General features: G+C 67.7%; 17 protein-coding genes. 9 read left to right on the forward strand and 8 right to left on the reverse strand.

Annotation, left to right across the window (positions count from 1 at the left end; genetic code table 11):
* Window positions 1-280 precede the first annotated feature (280 nt).
* Together GA0070613_RS31195 and GA0070613_RS31200 are read right to left on the reverse strand one after the other, a co-directional pair.
* A complete protein-coding gene (locus GA0070613_RS31195) occupies window positions 281-1,633 on the reverse strand; it encodes an IS110 family RNA-guided transposase (RefSeq protein ID WP_157746457.1) in 1,353 nt (450 codons plus the stop codon).
* Between the two features lie 291 nt (window positions 1,634-1,924).
* Entirely contained in the window at window positions 1,925-2,074 is a 150-nt protein-coding gene (locus tag GA0070613_RS31200; RefSeq protein WP_197699022.1) for a hypothetical protein, read from the reverse strand.
* 38 nt (window positions 2,075-2,112) lie between these two features.
* Here GA0070613_RS31200 and GA0070613_RS31205 point away from each other — a divergent pair, with 38 nt between their 5' ends.
* Both GA0070613_RS31205 and GA0070613_RS31210 read left to right on the forward strand, forming a co-directional pair.
* The gene (locus GA0070613_RS31205) at window positions 2,113-2,580 is read left to right on the forward strand and encodes a hypothetical protein (RefSeq protein ID WP_089015545.1); all 468 of its coding nucleotides are present in this window, start codon (window positions 2,113-2,115) and stop codon (window positions 2,578-2,580) included.
* 257 nt (window positions 2,581-2,837) lie between these two features.
* Window positions 2,838-3,623 (forward strand): maleylpyruvate isomerase N-terminal domain-containing protein, encoded by a 786-nt coding sequence (locus GA0070613_RS31210; RefSeq protein ID WP_089015546.1) that lies wholly within the window; start codon window positions 2,838-2,840, stop codon window positions 3,621-3,623.
* Window positions 3,624-3,953: 330 nt separating this feature from the next.
* Here the strand turns inward: GA0070613_RS31210 and GA0070613_RS31215 are convergent, their stop codons facing one another.
* On the reverse strand, window positions 3,954-4,631 hold the full coding sequence (locus GA0070613_RS31215; RefSeq protein WP_089015547.1) for a response regulator: 678 nt from the start codon (window positions 4,629-4,631) through the stop codon (window positions 3,954-3,956).
* A gap of 41 nt (window positions 4,632-4,672) precedes the next feature.
* Window positions 4,673-5,479, reverse strand: coding sequence for a sensor histidine kinase (locus GA0070613_RS31220; RefSeq protein WP_408631026.1), 807 nt, complete (start codon window positions 5,477-5,479; stop codon window positions 4,673-4,675).
* 151 nt (window positions 5,480-5,630) lie between these two features.
* On the opposite strand from GA0070613_RS31220, the gene GA0070613_RS31225 reads away from it, so the two are divergent.
* The 4 genes from GA0070613_RS31225 (at window position 5,631) to GA0070613_RS31240 (ending at window position 10,762) form a co-directional block, all read left to right on the forward strand.
* Window positions 5,631-6,323 (forward strand): ABC transporter ATP-binding protein, encoded by a 693-nt coding sequence (locus GA0070613_RS31225; RefSeq protein WP_089015549.1) that lies wholly within the window; start codon window positions 5,631-5,633, stop codon window positions 6,321-6,323.
* A 44-nt stretch (window positions 6,324-6,367) separates the two neighbouring features.
* Window positions 6,368-8,692, forward strand: coding sequence for an ABC transporter permease (locus tag GA0070613_RS31230; RefSeq protein WP_231929602.1), 2,325 nt, complete (start codon window positions 6,368-6,370; stop codon window positions 8,690-8,692).
* A 398-nt stretch (window positions 8,693-9,090) separates the two neighbouring features.
* Window positions 9,091-9,756 (forward strand): Type 1 glutamine amidotransferase-like domain-containing protein, encoded by a 666-nt coding sequence (locus GA0070613_RS31235; protein WP_231929905.1) that lies wholly within the window; start codon window positions 9,091-9,093, stop codon window positions 9,754-9,756.
* 64 nt (window positions 9,757-9,820) lie between these two features.
* Window positions 9,821-10,762, forward strand: coding sequence for a phosphotransferase (locus tag GA0070613_RS31240; protein ID WP_172875933.1), 942 nt, complete (start codon window positions 9,821-9,823; stop codon window positions 10,760-10,762).
* 364 nt (window positions 10,763-11,126) lie between these two features.
* On the opposite strand, the gene GA0070613_RS32575 is transcribed toward GA0070613_RS31240, so the two are convergent.
* Window positions 11,127-11,861 (reverse strand): hypothetical protein, encoded by a 735-nt coding sequence (locus tag GA0070613_RS32575; protein WP_157746609.1) that lies wholly within the window; start codon window positions 11,859-11,861, stop codon window positions 11,127-11,129.
* 251 nt (window positions 11,862-12,112) lie between these two features.
* A protein-coding gene (locus tag GA0070613_RS31250; RefSeq protein ID WP_172876011.1) for an IS5 family transposase occupies window positions 12,113-12,912 on the reverse strand; the annotation gives its coding sequence in 2 pieces (ribosomal slippage) (window positions 12,113-12,567 and window positions 12,567-12,912; 801 coding nt in all).
* Between the two features lie 64 nt (window positions 12,913-12,976).
* Here GA0070613_RS31250 and GA0070613_RS31255 point away from each other — a divergent pair.
* Window positions 12,977-13,441, forward strand: coding sequence for a hypothetical protein (locus tag GA0070613_RS31255; protein ID WP_089015553.1), 465 nt, complete (start codon window positions 12,977-12,979; stop codon window positions 13,439-13,441).
* Window positions 13,442-13,621: 180 nt separating this feature from the next.
* Window positions 13,622-14,563, forward strand: a complete 942-nt coding sequence (locus GA0070613_RS31260) for a hypothetical protein (RefSeq protein ID WP_089015554.1) — start codon at window positions 13,622-13,624, stop codon at window positions 14,561-14,563.
* Between the two features lie 265 nt (window positions 14,564-14,828).
* Here the strand turns inward: GA0070613_RS31260 and GA0070613_RS31265 are convergent, their stop codons facing one another.
* Window positions 14,829-16,223: a hypothetical protein gene (locus tag GA0070613_RS31265; RefSeq protein ID WP_157746610.1), complete on the reverse strand. Its 1,395-nt coding sequence runs from the start codon at window positions 16,221-16,223 to the stop codon at window positions 14,829-14,831.
* A 65-nt stretch (window positions 16,224-16,288) separates the two neighbouring features.
* A complete protein-coding gene (locus tag GA0070613_RS31270) occupies window positions 16,289-17,407 on the reverse strand; it encodes an amidoligase family protein (protein ID WP_157746611.1) in 1,119 nt (372 codons plus the stop codon).
* A gap of 348 nt (window positions 17,408-17,755) precedes the next feature.
* Between GA0070613_RS31270 and GA0070613_RS31275 the strand changes: the two genes are divergently transcribed.
* A complete protein-coding gene (locus GA0070613_RS31275; protein ID WP_089015557.1) occupies window positions 17,756-18,181 on the forward strand; it encodes a DUF4262 domain-containing protein in 426 nt (141 codons plus the stop codon).
* Window positions 18,182-18,334: the final 153 nt, after the last annotated feature.

Here is an 18,334-nt window from a genome sequence, read left to right on the forward strand (position 1 = left end):
AACCTGAACGAAGACGGTCGGCCGGTACGCCGGCGACCATCTTGACGATGACGCGCTGTCCGCTCATCAGCGTAAGTCGTTTTGTGTCAAGCTTTTGGTCGGTGCCTCGGCCGTCGTCTGTCCCTGCATAGCGGTGATGGGGTTGGTCCCCGGCAACGTGTAATCGGGTTGATGAGACGACGGGCCGGGGCTGCCCATGATGACCGGCGAGATCACAGTGCGTGTCTCAATGCCGCGTAGGGCTCGCCCCGGCCGTCAGCTTGAACGCCGCGACGAGGAATCAGGCGGCTAGAGCCACCTGCCTGCGGTGGTGGCTGCCGTAGGTGGCGATGTCGGCGTTCCACGCTCGTCCGGTGGTGATGACGGCGTGCAACTGGCGCAGGATCGCCGCGGCGATGACGGTCTGGGCTTGGGTCGCCGTGAGTTTGTTGGTCTCCCGGGTGGTCAGATGCTGGTAGCGGGCGGCATAGACGGCATTGCTGCGCTGGGCGCCCCAGACCGCCCGCCAGGCGGCCAGACGCAGCGCGGGTCGGCCCTGGCCGGTGAGTTTGGTGCGGCCGACGAACGTCCCGGACAGTTTCTCCCGCGGTGCGAGGCCGGCGTGCTTGACCAGGGCGCGGGCGGTGGCGAACCGGTTCGGGTCACCGGTCTCGGCGAGGATCGCCGCCGCGCCGACCGCGGATAGGCCGGGGATGGAGGTGGCCAGTTCGGTCAGCTTGAGCTCGTCGAGGACGCGGGTCATCCGGGTGTCGGTGTCGGTGAGTTTGTCGGCGGCGGTGTGCCAGTCCTGCAGCAGGAACGCGACCCGCTCCAGCGCACCGGGCCGGTGGGCGGTCACCCCGGTGGGGTCGGTCAACGCGGTGAACAGGTGCCGCAGGATGCGCAGCGAGGGTTTGCACCCACCGCGGCGGGTGATCTCACGGCGCACGGCCTGCTCGAATCGGGCCGCACCGAGGCGTCGGGTGCGGGCGAGGTCACCGCCGTCACGCTGGCAGATCACCGTCATCGCCGCCGCCCAGGTGCGGGACCGCAACGGCTGCTTGGCGGTGTCGAGCGCGGCGGGCCACACACACTCGAGCAGCGCGCGGATCTGCTGGACCTGGCTGACCATCTCGATGATGAGCTGTTCGCGGCGGGCGCCCAGATGCCGCAGCCGGCCCCAGGTCTCATCGACCGGCTCGGGTACGTAGCAGCGCAGCTGCGCGGTCAGCCGGGCGATGAGCACCGCGTCCTTCTCATCGGTTTTGTCCGAGGTCAGGTCCTCGCTGCGCCGCGCCCACGAGGTCAGCATCGGCTGCACACACACGAACGGCATCGCCCGGTCCGCAGCGAGCTGGCCGAGGACCCGCCACCGGTGCCCGGTCGGCTCGCACGCCACCGTCACCCCCGCCCAGCCTTTCGCCGTGGCCCGCTCGGCGGCCCAGTCCAGCGCTGCCCCGAGATTCCAGGCCCGGCAGCGGAATGTCTTACGGGCCAACACCTTCGAGTCGTGATCGGTGACTACGACCATCTGCTTCGCGTCGGCCAAATCGATCCCCACGATCGCGTTGGTCACCGGCACCAACGCCCGCAGCCGAGCAAGCCGGGCGTTGCGGTTGCGATCACCCCGGGACACACCGCTACCGTTACCCATGAACGTCCTCCTCCTGCGATGGGACACCAAGCCCGACAAGCGCATCAGGGGGACGTTCCTACGTCCTGCATCGACACGCAGAACGTCTTTCTATGCCGCGATCCGCGCGTGGCGGAGCGTGACGGCGGCCGCTACCGCTCGGCATCCTGATCTGCCGAGAAGCGAGCACTGGAACATATCGGCCAGCTTGAGCATCTGACATCGAGGCCCGGATAGGACAAGCCGCGCGAGCGTAGGCAAACGAGCCGGCGGGCCCGTCTGAGACCGCGATTACGGCTACCTTTGCCTACCTCACCGGTAGGTGAAGACGAACCCGCCCTCGACGTTCGGGGCTGGGCGGTGCACCATCTCGGCCTCGACGGTGAAGCCGGCGGCGTCCAGCCAGGCCGCGACCCGATCCGGTGGGCGGCGGTGAAGCCTCAGACGGGTGCACCGGGCCAAGTCTGGATCAGCCGATCAAGTGGCCTTATCCTGCCGCAATGCAGCAGACGTGGCGGGTGTCGTTAGTGGGGCGGGCTTTCGGCATCGTCGTTCTGGTTCTGGCCGGCATCGTCGCCTCGGCCATCATCGTCAGCGGGCTCGATCTTGCCACGAAGATCGTCTCTGTGGCTATTATCGTGGGCTTCGCGGCTTATGCCTACGTGAACGCATTGCGCCCATCGATCACGTTGACCAATTCCGAGCTGGTGATCCGGAACAAGTTCAAGACGTACCGGATCGATCTCAATACGATCGCGCGAGTGGACGCCGGCTATTACGGCATAGGCGTGCAGACAAGCCACGGTCAGGTGGTCCATGGTTGGGCTGTCCAGAAGTCGAACCTCGCCCGATGGCTTGGCCGGCGGACCCGCGCGGATCTCGTCGTCGAGGCGATCGAGAAGGAGGTCACGGCCGCAGATGAGAGTCATCAGCCACGAGAACATTCAACCACCCATGACCGAATGTGATACGGCGCAGGGCAGGCGTTCGGGTCAGTTCTTGGCGTCCTTCGAGGGGAACGACGCTGGTGTGCCACTATCCGCTTCTGCCGAAGAGAGTGCGCCTGCGTCTCGGCGATGAGGCGCGGTTAGCCGATATCCCAGGACGCGAGGTGAGAGTCCCGCCCGCGCGTCATGCAAGGGCACGTATCAGTGCCGGGGCGGCCGCCGCGTCGGGGCTGCGAAATTCGCTGTCCGGTCGTCGGAGCACAGTGATAGAAAGCCGGGTGCACAAAATTCTCACGTTCCCTGATCATCTGCGGCTGATCAACGAACGGTCGGCCGCCTTCCGCGCTGCGGTCGCCGCGGCACCCAGCCTCGACATGCAGGTGCCGACCTCTCCCGAGCGGACGCTGTTCGATCTCGTGCAACACGTGGGCATGGCCCGCCGCAAATCGGCCGCCATCGTCGCCGCAGGGCCCGCGGACGCGCCCCCGGAGAAGTCGGCTTGGGAGGACGGCATGGGTGCGCCTCGGGAACGCGAGGCACTGCTGGCCTGGTGGACCGAGTCCGTCGAGCTAATGACGAGCGTGCTGCGTGAGGCCGCCCCGGATCGCGGTTGTTGGACGTGGTGGGGGGACTCGCCGTCACCGCAAACCTCTGGTGCCTGGGCGCGGCGACAGGTTCCCGAGATCGCGGTGCACACCTACGACGCCCAGCTCACGGTGGGTGCCCCGCAGCCGCTATCGGACGAGGTCGCCCTCGACGGTTTCGACGACTGCCAGTTCACCCTCTGCGCGACGACGGTCGCCTGGCCACACGAACCCGCCATCGTCGATTACCACGCCACCGAGGGCCACTCCTGGCGCCTTCGGCTTTCCCACGACGGCGCACAGGTCGCCCGCTTCACACCCGCTGCCGGCGAGGACCCCGACACGGCCGACGCCTCCGCCCGGGGCACGGCCAGTGACCTGGTCCTGTTCTTCTACGCCCGCATACCGCTGGATTCGCTGAAGTTCGAAGGCGACCGTCGTATCTTCGATCAGCTCGCCGCCTGGGACCCGTCCGTGTGACAACCGACGACATGCGATCTCGTGCACCCGGAGGCCGAGGCCGCAGCGAAGTCGCAGGTATCCGGCTCGGGTGTCTACGCTCGTGAACAACGCCCTCTTCTGCCGCTGACAGCGCGTCCGAGACGACCGGATCTGCCGAATACAGGACACTCGCTGGACGACTTATCCGAGGGATGTAGCTGGGATCCCTGTGGGAGCCGAGCAGCCCCGGCCGGCGAAGAACGCGCCGGTCGGGCGACCAGTGGCTGGGGCTGTTCCAGGCCCGCAGGCCCGCCGATAGCGACCGTTTCGGACCATCCGATCATCCCGTCCTACATGCGTGGGGTGCGATCAGGTGTCGCCGGGCGTGACGAGGCCGGTCTCGTAGGCCAGGACGACCGCCTGCGCACGGTCGCGGAGGGCGAGTTTGGCGAAGATCCGCGCCACGTGGGTCTTCACCGTCGCCTCGCTCAGGGTCAGCGCCTGGGCCAGTTCGGTGTTGGAGAGACCGCGGCCGAGGAGCGTCAGCACTTCCAGTTCGCGCGGCGTCAGCGCGGCGAGATCCCGGTGGATGGCGGGGGTCGGTCCGTCGCCAGCCGATTGGTCCGCGCTGGCGAAGCGCTGGACGAGCCGCCGGGTTATCGAGGGCGCGAGGAGGGCGTCGCCGGTGTCGACGAGGCGTACGGCGGCGGCGAGGTGGTCGGCGGTGACGTCCTTGAGGAGGAAGCCGCTTGCGCCGAGTGCCAGGGCGGCGTAGACGTATCGGTCGAGGTCGAACGTGGTGAGCATGAGCACCCGGCAGCGGGGGCTGTACTCCAGGATGCGTCGGGTTGCCTCGAGCCCGTCCATCGTCGGCATGCGGATGTCCATTAGCACGACGTTGGGACGCAGCCGCCGCTCGGCCGCCACCGCCTCGGCGCCGTCAGCGGCCTCGCCGACCACGTCGATGCCGCGGGCGGTGAGGATCAGCCGGAAGCCGGTGCGGATCAGCTCCTGGTCGTCGGCGATGAGCACACGCGGCGAGGGCAAAGGCGCCGGACCGGGCGGTCTGGCAGGGTCGGGCTGGGCCTTCACGGGTGCTCCACCGGGATGCGGGCGCGGACCCGGTACCCGCCGCCGAGCCGCTGGCGGGCGTCGAGATCGCCACCGTAGACCGCAACGCGCTGACGCAGCCCCAGCAATCCCCGCCCGGCGCCGTCTCCGCCGCGCGGTGCAGGCTGGTCGCCCGTCAGCACGCTGGGACCTCTGGTGAGCACCTCCACCCGCAGCGAGTGCTCGGCGTAGCGGATCGTCACCTCCGCCTTCCCTCCGGCGCCGTGCTTCAGCGCGTTCGTCAGTGCCTCCTGCACGATTCGGTACGCGGTGACGTCGATCCCGGACGGCAGTGGCCGCGGCTCACCGGAGATCCGCACCTCTACCGGCAGGCCGGCGAACGCGATTCGGTCGATCAACGGGCTGAGCCTGCTCAGGCTGGGCTGCGGCGCCAGGTCGGCCCCGTCCGTGCCATCGTCGCCGTCCGCCGCGGGCGCCAGCAGGCCGAGCAGGTGCCGTAGCTCGGTCATCGTGGTCCGTCCGGCGCCCTCCACTGCCGACAGCGCCGCTGCGGCATCGTCGGGCATGGTCGTGAGCACCTCGCGCGCAGCGGCGGCCTGCACGATCATGAGGCTCACGTTGTGGCTCACGATGTCGTGCAGCTCCCGGGCGATGCGGGCACGCTCGGCGTCGACTGCGGTACGGGCCGCGCTCTCCCGCTCCCGTTCAAGGAGCCAGCCCCGCTCCTCCAGCGCCCGACGGTGCTCGCGCCGGGCCCGGACGAGTGCGACACCGAGCCATACCGCGGTCGCGCAGGCTGCGACGAGCGCGCCGACCAGCCACACCGCCCCCAATCCCACCCAAGCATTTTCGCAAACGCGGATCGGCGCCACATCATCCCCGGTGTCTAGCCGGTACATCCCTGGGATGACAGCCCCGGCGGTTTACATCCCGGGACCGACGACCGGGCGCTACCCGCGGCCATAGCGTGCTGCCATGACCATTGACACCTGCGTCGTGCGGCTGGACAACGTCCGCAAAGAGTACGGCGACACGACCGCCCTGGACGGCGTGTCGCTCGAGATCCGCACCGGTGAGGCGGTGGCGGTGATGGGCCCGTCGGGCTGCGGCAAGTCCACCATGCTGAACATGATCGCCGGGTTGGACCGGCCGACATCCGGGTCGGTGCGCGTCCACGACGAGGAGCTGGGCCGGCTGAACGAAACGAAGCTGGCGCTGTTCCGGCGGCACCGGATCGGCATGATCTTCCAGTTCTTCAACCTGCTCGACGACCTACCGGCGATAGACAACGTGGCGCTCGCCGCCCAGCTGACCGGTACCAAGGCAGGCCCGGCACGCAAGCGGGCCATGGAACTGCTCGACGAGCTCGGCATCGCCGACCGGCGCAACGCGTATCCGGCGGCCCTCAGTGGCGGCGAGCGCCAGCGCGTCGCGGTGGCCCGGGCCCTCATGAACCGCCCGGCACTGCTGCTCGCCGACGAGCCGACCGGCGCCTTGGACAGCCGCTCCGGCGAGCAGGTGATGGACCTGCTGCTGGACCTCAACCAGATCGGGCAGACCCTGCTCATCGTCACCCACGACGAGCGGCTCGCGACGCGGTGCGCCAGCCGCGTGGTCGAACTGGCTGACGGGCGGATCATCCGCGAACGCAGTCTGGAACGCGTATGAGTGCCGTGTGGCGGGCCTCGCGGGCGGCGGTTCGGCGACGTCGGGTGCAGACGTTCGTCATCGGCCTGGTCGTCCTGCTCTCCACCACGACGATCGTCGTGGCGCTGGCGCTGCTCGAGGCGTCCTCGGCGCCGTTCGACCGAGCCTTCGCCAGGCAGCAGGGACCACACGCGATCGTCGTGTACGACCCGTCCAAGGTCACCGACGCGCAGCTCGCCGGCCAGCGAACCGGCGTGACGGCCGCGGCGGGACCGTTCGGGCAGATCACACTCGACCTCACCGACGGCGGCGGGCCGGGCCCACAGGGTCCGCTGACCGTCGTGGGGCGCGCCGACCCGGGCGGCTCGGTGGACCGCCTCAACCTCTGGCAGGGGCGCTGGCCCACGGCCCCCGGCGAGGTCGTCCTCAACCAGCCCGAACCCGGCGCAGACTCGAGCGGATTTCCGCCGGACAGCAGCGGGGAGGTGACCCTCGGCGGCAAGCGGTACACCGTCGTCGGCCGGGCCCACAGTCTCAGCCAGACCGCCGACGCCTGGGTGTCACCGGAACAGATGACCGCGCTGCACCCCACGTCGGCCCAGATGCTCTACCGGTTCACCGGTGACGTGTCTACGAAGCCCGCTGTCCACGCCGACCTGGCCGCCGTCGCGGCCGGCCTGCCAGCGGGCGCGCTGATCGCCGCGCAGCCGTACCTCGTCGTCAAGGAGAAGGTCGCCTCGGACATCGGCGTGTACGTGCCGTTCCTCGCCACGTTCGGCGTGCTCGGACTGATCGTCGCGGTCGTCATCGTGGGCAACGTGGTCAGCGGCGCGGTCGTCTCCAGCTTCCGGCACATCGGGATCCTCAAGGCACTCGGGTTCACACCGCGCCAGGTTGTCGCCGTCTACCTCGTCATGGTGTCGGTACCCGCCCTCATCGGCTGCGTCCTTGGCACCGTCGCCGGCACCCTGGCTGCCCAGCCGCTCCTGAGCGACGGGTTCGAGGGCCTCGGGCTCGACGTCGGCATCAACGTCGGCGTCTGGATCTGGGTCGCCGGGCTGGTCGGCGTGCCGGCACTCGTCGCCCTGGCGGCGTTCGTGCCCGCCGTCCGGGCACACCGACTGTCGGCCGCCGAGGCGATCAGCGCCGGCAGCTCCCCACGGGCCGGGCATGGGACGCGGATCCAGCGTCGACTCGCCGGTGTCCGGCTGTCGCGTGCGGTGACCCTCGGGCTGGGCCTGCCGTTCGCGCGACCGGGTCGGACCGTCTTCACCGTCGTGGCCGTCCTGCTCGGCGTGACCACCGCGACGTTCGCGACGGGATTGGCCGACACGCTGACCCGGATCTCAACTATCGAAGACCGGGCCTCGGGACAGATCGGGGTCCGGCCGTCCGACGGCCGGACGCGGATCGCCCCCGAAGGTCAGCTGCCGCCCACGGGGCCGCAGGCCGCCACCACTCGGACCGACGCGCAGGTTGAGCAGCTGCTGCGCGGGCTGCCGGACGTCGCTCGGGTCACCCCCGTCTTCAAGCTGCCGGTCCCCACCATCGGGCAGACCCAGCCGCTGACCGTCAACTTCGTCCGCGGTGACTACTCGTCGATGGGCTACCAGGACGAGCTCACCGCCGGACGCTGGATGACGCGGGTGGACGAGACAGTCGTGTCGTCGGAACTCATGCGTGAGCGCGGACTGAAGGTCGGTGGCAAGCTCACCCTGGAGCTCGGCGGACGGCGGACGGTGCTGACCGTGATCGGCGAGACGATGGACGGCGCGCCCGGACCGCCCGGCATGTTCGTGGACTGGCGCGTCCTCACCGACCTCGCGCCGGACCGCGCCGTCAAACCAGACGAGGTGTACTACCAGGTCCAGCTCAAGCGTGGCGGCGATGTCGCGGCGTACGTCGCCGCGGTCAAAGCGGCCGACCCGGCGATCGACGCGTGGGACACCTCCCAGCTCAGCGACTTCGCGGTGACCGTGATCGGCTTCTCGTCGGTGCTCTCGCTACTGCTGTCCACCGTCGCGGCCCTCGGCGTCTTCAACACGGTCGTGCTCAACGTCAGGGAACGCCGCCGCGACCTCGGCATGCTCAAGTCGATCGGGATGACGCCACGCCAGGTCGTCACGATGGTGCTGACGTCGATGGCCGTCGTCGGCGTGGCCGGCGGTGTGCTCGGCATCCCCCTGGGGATCGTTGCGCACCGATACATCGTGCCGACCGCCGCCGACGCGGCCCAGGTCGCCATCCCACACTCGGTGCTGGAGGTGTGGCAGGCGCCGACGCTCGCGCTCATGGCCCTCGCCGGCGTCGTGATCGCGCTCCTCGGTGCACTGGTCCCGGCCCGCGGCGCGGCCCGGCTCACGATCGCCGAGGTGCTCCACAACGAGTGAGCCGTCGCCTCGGGGCCTCCGGACGCAGATCCCGCAGGCCCCGAGCCGACAGGGTCGAGAGCAGGCAGTGCACGCTTCTGCCGCGATCCGCGCGTGGCGGAGCGTGACGGCGGCCGCTACCGCTCGGCATCCTGATCTAGCCGATGTGCGGACGTGCGACCGGCCGCGTCAAAGTCCTGACGAGGCACCCGGCTGTGTGGTGCTGCTGCGAGGAGAAGGCAACGGCACCCGGTCGGGCTCGAGCTGTTCCGCCGTGTGTGGACCTTTGGGGTGGCGGCATCGCGGCCTACCGGACGCATTCGTCAACACGCTGGTCGCCAGATCGCCGAGTTGTTCACCGCCTGACCGGCCGGCCACGCCGTCTCTGGCCGGCGTGCGACAGAATCGGGGCCGTGCGGATGCTGCTGACCTCGAACGGACTGGCCAACGACACACTGCGACAGGCGTTTGCGGAGTTGCTGGGCAAGCCCTGCGCCGAGGCCCGGGTCGCCGCGATCGTGACCGCCTCGCTGGGCGAACCCGGCGACCACGGCTGGTTCGTCGAGGCGCTCACCGACCTGCACGGCATGGGCTGGGGCGAGCTCGACGTGCTCGACCTCAACGGCCTGACGCGGGACGTGCTGGAGGGACGTCTGGGCCGGGCCGACGTCTGGTGGGTCACCGGCGACAACCAGTTCCATCTCGCTCAGAGCATCGCCCGCGCCGGCCTGTCCCAGGCGTTCCCGAGGCTGCTGCGCGAGAAGGTGTACGTCGGCACCAGCGCTGGCTCGATGATCTTCAGCCGGCGCTTCGACGAGCGGGCGGCCGACCTGCTCGGTGACCTAGCCGACCTCCACCTCCTCGGCGAGGAGCGGATCAAGCCGGCCTGCCCGCTGTTCGACTGGTACGTCAAGCCGCACCTCGACTCCCCGTCCTTCCGCAACCGCGACGAGGCATGGGCGGACCGGCTGGCGACGAGCGTGGACTTCCCGCCCTACCTGCTCGACGACGACTCCGCGATCCGGGTCCGCGGCGACAAGGTGGACGTCGTCTCGACCGGGCGCTGGCGGCTGGTCGGGCAATGACGGCGCCGAGCCTGCCGCGCGAAAGTCGGAGGACACCCGCGGTCGCCGACGGGAGGATGGCGGCATGACGATGCACGCCGACCAGCTCCACGTAGACGCGCAGACCGTCCGCCGGCTGGTCGAGGTGCAGTTCCCTCAGTGGCGCGGACTGCCGGTCACCGAGCTGCGCACGCCCGGGACCGTGAACGCGATCTTCCGGATCGGCGACGACCTGGCCGCCCGCTTCCCGCTGGTCGGTCACGACCCGGCGCAGGCCCGCGCGTCGCTGGCGGCCGAGGCCGAGGCCGCGCGTGAACTGGCCGACGCCGCCACCGTGCCCACCCCGGAGCCGGTGGCGATCGGGGAGCCGGGCGCGGGCTATCCGCTGCCGTGGAGCGTCCAGACCTGGCTGTCCGGCCACGACGCGACGGTCGAGGACCCCGCAGGGTCGAACGCGTTCGCCCATGACCTGGCCGAGCTCATCGCCGGGATGCGCGCCGACGACACCCGTGGGCGACGCTTCGACGGCGTCGGTCGCGGCGGGCACCTCCCGGACCACGACGAGTGGCTCGAGACATGCTTCCGGCAGAGCGAGGACCTGCTCGACGTACCCCTCCTGCGGCGGATCTGGGCGGAGCTTCGGACGCTGCCCGAGGTCGACGAGGACGCGATGTGCCACCGCGACCTCATCCCGCCCAACGTCCTCGTCGAAGACGGCCGGCTCGTCGGCGTCCTGGACGGCGGCGGCTTCGGCCCGGCGGACCCGGCGCTCGACCTCGTGGCGGCCTGGCACCTCCTCGACGAGACCCAGCGCGGCATCCTCCGCAGTGAGCTCGGATGCGGCGACGTCCAGTGGCGGCGCGGGATGGCTTGGGCGTTCCAGCAGGCGATGGGGCTGGTCTGGTACTACCTCGACTCCAACCCGACGATGAGCCGGTGGGGCAGGCGCACCCTGGACCGCATCGTCGATGCCTGGGCCGCCCGAGCGAGGACGATTCCCCTCCTAGAGTCTGACCGAGTTCGGTGAGTGTGAACGCACTCATCTACCGCGATCCGCGCGCTACGCGGCGTCACGAAGTGCCGACTCGGCCGGCATACGCACATGCCGATGTGAGTGCGCTTGCGTCAGCCTGGCCCTGTGCCGGGTGAGGCGGGACGCTTCCACGTCTCGTCCCAATTGGCCGCCGCACGAAGGCGATCAACTCGGCGTCAAACGGAGAGTCACCAACCGAGTCTCGATATTGCCTGGACAGACGGGCAGCCGCTGCGTCGACCACGAACGTTTGCCGGTTTGGTTCCTGCCGCCCCTCGATCGAGGGCGAAAACCGTTGTTGGCGTTGCGCGGCAAGTGTGTTGGGGCGGCAGGCGTTGGCACCACGCAGCCACCGGGACTATCCGATGCGGATCACCAACACTTCGTTTTCGTCCAACGCCGCGATGAGCTCGCGCAGCAGGATGAGCCCGTCATCGATGGCCTGCCGGATTTCCTCGAAGCCACCGTCGCCGACGCTGTCGAAGTACCGTTCGGCCGCCGCACGGTCCAGCCGTGCCGGGTCCAACGCGGGCAGGTGACGCTTGTCGGCCGAGGTAATCAGGTATGTCAGGCCGTTCCCCGCATTCAGGACCTCCGTCTCGGCACGGTATTCGGCCGCCCCAAGCGGGGTGCCCGTGTCCTCGAGAAGGAGCATCAGGTGCATCAGCACGTACCCGGACCAGTCGTACCACCCGAGTACGCCAAGGTCGTTTTCCTCGAGGTAGTCGTATACGGGCGACGGCATAATCAACGGGGTTGGATTCCTCCAGCCGATTCGGCTCCAGAACTTCCCGATCGCGGGCCAGCGATGGGTCGCGGCTGGGGTCATTACCGGCTTGGCTTTCGCGGCCCGCACGAGCCCGGGTACGGCGGACCGGTCCAGCAGATAGAACGACGCTACGGTAGACATGGCCGCCGCACCGCCGCGATGCCACCCTGGGTGATGACTCCGGCTATCCGCATAGCCCGGCATGCTGCCATAAAGCGACCGCGAACGTGGCACATGCTGCCGCGATCTTCCGGTGCGCAAAGTCGCCTGGTGCGTTAGCCAAGACCATTCACCGAGTCCGACGCCGCTGTAGTTGGTCTCCACTCACGCAACCGTCGTCCAAGGTCAGCTGCGCTGATCTGTAGCCGCGAGCGCTCCTCACCGAAGGTAACGTCGGCGCCGGTTGCCGGCGTCCGGACGTGCCGAGGACAGGACGTTGGGGCGGCCGACGGTAGACCGCTGCTTGCGGCATCATGGTCGCCGTGACTCCCTTCGAGGAACTCATCGCCATCTTGGAAGATGCGGGGCTGTGGTCGGACATCGCTGAGGATCACAAGCGCGCCTTAGGGCGCGTCTCATTTGGTGAGGCGGCGGTAGCAGATCAGGGTGCTGGCGATCGTGGCAAAGGCTTCGAAGTGATCGCCCTTGCGGTCATAGCGGCGAACGAGGCGCCGGTAGCGCATCAGCCAGGACATGCAGGCTTCAACGACCCAGCGGTGCCGGCCCAGACGCGTGGAGGACTCGATGCCCTTACGGGCGATGCGTACCTTGATCCCCCGTCGCCGGACCTCGCGGCGCAGCTCGCGGGCGTCGTACGCCTTGTCGGCGTGCAACTTGTCTGGCCGCCACCGGCGGCGCCCGTTGGGTGTGCGGATCGCCGGGACGCTGTCGAGCATGGGCAGCAGCAGTTGGCTGTCGTGGACGTTCGCGGCGGTGACCAGCACAGCCAGGGGCAGCCCCTTCCGGTCGCAGATGACGTGGAGTTTGCTGCCTGGTTTGCCGCGGTCGACCGGGTTTGGGCCAGTCAGATCGCCCCTTTTTCCGCCCGCACACTGATCGAGTCGACCACCGCCCTCGACCAGTCGATCCGCCGGTCGGCGCCGAGCCGGTCCAGGGTCGCCTCGTGCAGCCGGAGCCAGAACCCGGCCGCGGTCCACTCGGTGAACCTGCGGTGCGCGGTGGCCCGGGTAACCCCGAACGACGCCTCCGGCAGCTTCCACCAGGAACAACCCGCCTGGGTCACGTACACGATCGCGGCCAACACCGCCCGGTCATCCACCCGCCGGCGACCACCACCCTGCCGACGAACCGGCGCGGGCGGGATCAACGGCGCCGCTATCTCCCACAGATCATCCGGCGCCCAGGTACGGATCATGGCCTCGTCCACGGAAGCAAATCATGCCCCAGGCCAACGACCATCCAAATGAGACGCGCCCTTAATGCAGGCCCTGTTCTCCGACGAAGACGTGATGTGGACCGCTGGGGGTGCGTGGCGAGCGGATGGTGAGGACCTTGCCGAAGGGGAGGTGGAGGCGTGGCTAGGCGGCATGGCGGCCGCACTCGATGACTGCGGCGTTGAGCTGCATCTGGCTACGGTCACCGGGCCCTTCGACGAGTGCTCGGCCGGTTATTCAGTGGCGGTGAACCGGGCGGTCCTCTGTCTCTACAGGTTTGCCGCGGATGAGCCTAAGGTGCCCGCGACAGAGGATCCCTGGATGGACTGTTCCATCTACCCTGCCGCTGAAGTCAACCGACTCCTTGAGGTGGCCGGGAGTAGCCGTCGCTTGGCTTTGTTCTGGCCCGGGGGCAATGACGGGTTCTCAGTGCTCGGCGAGGAAAGTGTTCTTCGGCGTGCCGGCGAGCAAGGCCTGACGTCGGGCTCCTGGGACTACGTCATCCCGTAGCCTCGCAATACGTGATCACCTAGCGGTGATCGACACTTCGGTTTCCCCGACGCACGGACATGCCGCGATCCGCGCGCTACGCGGCGTCACGAAGTGCTGACTCGGCCGGCATACGCACATGCCGAGGAGCGGATGCGGTCAAGAGCGTTCGGTCGGTTGACGGTAAGGGATCATGGCAGCGTGAACGACCGCCAGCGCCAGTCGCACCTTAAGCAGTTGAGTCGACGCCAGGAGGTGGTCGGCTTGCCCATGATCGCGTTGCGCCACCATGCGTACCTAAGCCCGCCATCGACCGACCACTGCTGGCATCGCGAGCCGCGTGCGGTTGGTATCGGGGCCGATGGTCAGGCAATCGCGCTGTGGGATCACCACGCTGCCCGTGCGCGCCTGTTGACTCGCCATGGAGTCGGGGCTGAAGACCACGACGCGGTAATCCTGGGCGGAGCGCGTCGGGCCGACTTCATCCAGCCTCTTCCGGATGGCCGAGTCTTACTCGTTGACGCCCGCACCAGGGGTACGGCCGAGAGTGCGGAGGTGTGGAACAGCGCCGGTGGCTGGGAAGGCAGCGGGCATCTCGGCGATGCCGTGGAGCATGTCCTGGCCACAGCGAGCGGCGACATCTGGGTCGGCTACTTCGACGAGGCTGCGGCGTCTGGCCGAGGCCTCGGCGGGCACGGTCTGGTCCGCTTTGACTCCGACCTGCAGCCCCGATGGTGCTACCCATTCAACGCCGACCTGCCTCGCATTGACGATTGCGAAGCACTGAACGTCCAGGGGGAGACCGCCTACGCGCTTGTGTACAACGCTCATCACCTCGTGAGTGCGCGCGGTAGGCGCGGCGTTGACCACGGCAGGGCGCCGAAGGGCGGAGTCGTGGCAGTGCTCGTCGACGGTGAGCGGGCGGCGCTGATCGGAGGCTATGGGGCTGACTACGACCTCGTCACGCCTGTATGCATCGATGCCGAGGGTGTACAGGTGGCCGGCGGGCAATCCCGCCTGGTTCTGCCCGACGGTATGGAGATACGGAACGCGCGCTGGACCTGCCGCGGTCCAGAGCTGCACGTCCTGATCAATGGCTCGTGGTACCGCGCAAGCCTCGACGACTTCCACCCCGCAGCCTGAGAACGCCGACATGAACGTCCGCTTCTGCCGCCGTCCGTGCGTGCTGGCCGATCGAGGCAATCACGCTCGGTAGCTGGCCTTCTGAGTCGAGCGGGCATCCTGAACTGCCGAAAGTAGTGCGCACCTCCACTCTGAAGTCGCGCTGAGGGGAATGTGCAACTCTCGGACCCGCCCTACCTCCTTGTCCCGGCGGCAGACGGTCAGCGAGATTGCCCAGCCGATCAGCGGCAGGTTCATCTCAGCCACCTGGCTTGCTTTTGGTGCATCAGTGCTGGGCGATGAGTTCGACGATCTTTGCGCTGGCTTCGCCTAGTTGGGCGACGCTCGGGAGGGCCTTGATGATGGCGTCCCAAAATGCGCTCATACGCGAGCGACGCGGCTGGTCGCGCTCCACCTCCTCCAGCAGCCCCTCCAGGTTTTCGGCGGCCTCGGTGTTTCCACTCTGCTGGACGTGCTCGGTGACAACCTTGAGTGCTTCGGCGGCGTCGTTGCCGGCAGTGGTGACGACTCTGTTCAGAGCGTTCGAGATCAATGAGCGGTTGATGATCGTCGCGCCCGAGCCGATGTTCTGAAATCTGTCACCCAAGACGAGTTCTCCTATTCTTGCCTTCTGTACTTCAAGTCGGCTCTGTTGGATGATGAGCGTGTCGATGAAGAGTGAGGTTACCGATGACCCCCATCGGTCGGCCAGAGTAGACAACTCGGTCCTGTCGAGCCTGCCGGCGGAGACTTTCTCTAGGGCGAAGATGGCGTTCGGGAATCGGGACATCTGCTCGTCGAAGTCGGTGACGATGGTGCCATCGTGGAGATCCTCGACGTATCGAACGAGCCATTCCTGTCGACGGGCCAAGTTGCCCCGGGATCCCGGGGTGAAATCAACATAGGCGGCGGCATATGGCGACTGCGCCGAGGCCTGCGTCTGGGATTCGAATACCACCGCAGCGCTCGCCTTAGGAGTATTCTGAAGGGCCTCACCCGTCCGTCGGAATTCCTCAACCAACAGGTAAAGCATCGGTACGTTTGAGTAATGACTGTAAGTGCCGGTCAAAGCGCGCGGGACGAACGTCAAGCGTCCGATTAGGTCGCCCACTACCGCGCCCTCCTCGGCCAGTTGGTCGATGAGTCGATCGTAGACGTTGTTTGGCAGGCCGATCGGGATGCCCTCGTGCGCGACAGATGAGGCGGAGGCCGACATAAACCATAGGTCGCCGGCTTCGGTTCGCTTGTCCCGTAGCCGGAGGCAACCGATCCCACCCGCAAGCATGGCGCGTTTGCCGTCGACAGTCCGGATGATCGGATCCTCGCCGCCGAGCGACTCGTACTGCCGTTGTTGCTCGTCGGTCAGCCGCAGGCGCATCCGCTCGGAGCTCGTGCGACTCTGCCAAGCCGCGTGTGTATGGAATAGGCCGGGCGACCGCGGAAACCACTCCATGACCGTGAAGCCTCGTAGATAGACTATGGCCCGGCTGCGCAGACGATCGTCGAGGACGGATTGCCAGAACTCCTCGTTGGTGAAGTACTGGCGCCCGGCGACCGGCCCACCGACCGGATCCTCTAGGACGAGGCTCGCGGTGGCCAGTTGTGACTGGATCGCCTGGTCCACTTCGCCGTGCTTCCCGCTGACCAGCAGGCTGTCGTCGCGGCTGGGACTATTGCGCAACCTCCGTTACCTCCTTGACCGATGGGGGCTTGGCCGGTGATGCGTTTGAACAATCATAAGCTGGGCTACGGCGCCGTCGCGGACGCCTCAGGGGTTTCGTACGTTATCTGGCCGATGCCGTAGCGCTCGAACAACTGCAGTACCCTTTTCGAATACCGGTCGTAGTCGTCCACCGGCATCGACGTTTGTGCGATCCACGGTTTTTCGGTCAAGGACCATCTGCGCTTTCGAATGCGTGTCAGAAAGTCGTCGAGCTGGCCGTTGTTGAAGAATCCGCTGTCCCAGATCTCGTCCAGCAAATCGGCGTATGATCCGCCCTCGAATGACATCCCCAAGGCCGCGAATGACAGGCGAGAGGATCCGCGCTCGGAACGTCGGTGATGGTGTTGGGCGATAGCTGACAGGAAATGCTGGCGCGTGTTCTTAAAGTCAGATCCAGATAGCCCCAGCAACTCGAACAGGTCTGCTGCTGCCTGTCGCGCGGACGTCTCATCGGCAATCACCACAGGCTGGAGCGGATACACACCCGCGTATGACCTAGCGTGCGCGACGAATGCGAGTGCAAGAATGGCGAAGGACTTCAACTTGCCTGCGTGGTTGGTGGACCGGAATGCCCGGAACTCAACCGTGTTCCGAACAAATAGGCTATTCAGGTTGAGTTCGGTATAGCGGGACGAGTTGAAACGCGTAACCTCCTCGTCTAGGGCGTCGGCGACCTGGTACCAGATGTGCTTCAACTGTTCCATGGTAGTCGGCTTGCGAGTGGCCAGGGTTTCGGCGAACCGCTCGATTGGCTGGCAGTAGAGCAGTCGGCGGCCGCTATCCACATCAAGCATCTGGAGCAGGAGTCGGGAGTGGCTCGAGTAGAGGTTGATCAGCGACGTGATCTGGGCGGCGCTGAGTGTGCCGGCATCCACATGCACATGTACGCCGGCTCCCGACGCCGAATGTGCGCCTGCCTGGCGAAGTCGTCGGAAGATCTCCTGGAGCAGCGGTAAGTCGTCGAAATGCAGCGGCGGAGAGATGAGTTCGAAGCCGTCCGGAACGGAGCCATCGAGTTCGACCCGCCAGACTCGGCCCAGCCGGTCGTATCCGCCGGCCAGCCGAGTGTGGACAGCCTCGCGAGCAGCGTCCAGGGACAGGCCGGCCAACTCGACCTCGACCCCGAAACGCTCGCTCAGCACGCGGTAGATGATAGGCGGGCGGGGGCGGAAGGTGCCCCCATCGGACGTATGGACCTGGGTAACCGTTCTGGTTCGGGAGCGCGGAGACTCCGCAAAGGAGGGACAGAGCGGCCGTGTTGTCATTTGTAAGGAGTGCGGCCTCGGAACGTGCAAAGCTGCGTCTCGGGTGCCTGGTTGGCACGCGCACCTGTCGCGGACAGCACGCGATGTCCGCCCTGCGGGCGGGCTCGCTGCGCTCGCCCCGCCCTGTCGGTGCCACTAACTGGTGCTGGCGCCCAGCGTACTGATCTGCCGCGATGTGTGCGCGGCGGTCGATGTCGGCTTCGTACGCTTAGTAGCGACACCCGATTGAGGGCACGGCCAGCAAGCAGGCGACGGACGTCACGGACACATCCGCGCCCGTATGCGCAGCTCCGCGCCAATACGAAGGCAAACCAGGTCGGTAAAGCTCACGACTACCCCAAGCTACTGATCGCAGGACTGGACCCCGCCAAATCGAAGGCGCTGCTCAACGACCTCGCCGGCAGGGTGTACGACAGGGCCGAACGGTTGCACCACGGCCAGCGCATCAGCGACCTCATCGCCGGCTACGACGCCGTCATCGTGGGCGGCGACGCCACGCCGGAGTTGCATCCCGGCACCGCCCATGGCCAGTATTGGCGCGACCGTGTGCGCCTGCAGCAGATCGTCTGGCCAGATCCGCAGGGCCGCTTCCCCTGGGACAGCGGCTACGCCTACCCCCAAGGGCTGCAGCCGATCATCGGACGGCTGTAGTCCCACCCTGTCACCGCGGGCTGGAGGCTGGGCCGGCGCTCTACGTGCGTTGGCCCAGCCTCCAGCGGGCCCTGCCGCCGACGGCTCGCGTGCCCACGCTCCCGGTGGGGTTCCCGGGCGAGGAAGGAGGCGGCCTTTTGTCGTGCACCGTCC

It is taken from the genome of Micromonospora inositola (genome assembly GCF_900090285.1).
In the GTDB taxonomy this organism is placed as follows: Bacteria; Actinomycetota; Actinomycetes; order Mycobacteriales; family Micromonosporaceae; genus Micromonospora; species Micromonospora inositola.

Excerpts from the sequence above, each read along its gene's own strand:
- GA0070613_RS31255 (WP_089015553.1), top strand. The coding sequence starts at position 12,977 with ATGCAGGCCCTGTTCTCCGACGAAGACGTGATGTGGACCGCTGGGGGT.
- GA0070613_RS31195 (WP_157746457.1), bottom strand. The coding sequence starts at position 1,633 with ATGGGTAACGGTAGCGGTGTGTCCCGGGGTGATCGCAACCGCAACGCC.
- GA0070613_RS31235 (WP_231929905.1), top strand. The coding sequence starts at position 9,091 with ATGCTGCTGACCTCGAACGGACTGGCCAACGACACACTGCGACAGGCG.
- GA0070613_RS31205 (WP_089015545.1), top strand. The coding sequence starts at position 2,113 with ATGCAGCAGACGTGGCGGGTGTCGTTAGTGGGGCGGGCTTTCGGCATC.
- GA0070613_RS31225 (WP_089015549.1), top strand. The coding sequence starts at position 5,631 with ATGACCATTGACACCTGCGTCGTGCGGCTGGACAACGTCCGCAAAGAG.
- GA0070613_RS31240 (WP_172875933.1), top strand. The coding sequence starts at position 9,821 with ATGACGATGCACGCCGACCAGCTCCACGTAGACGCGCAGACCGTCCGC.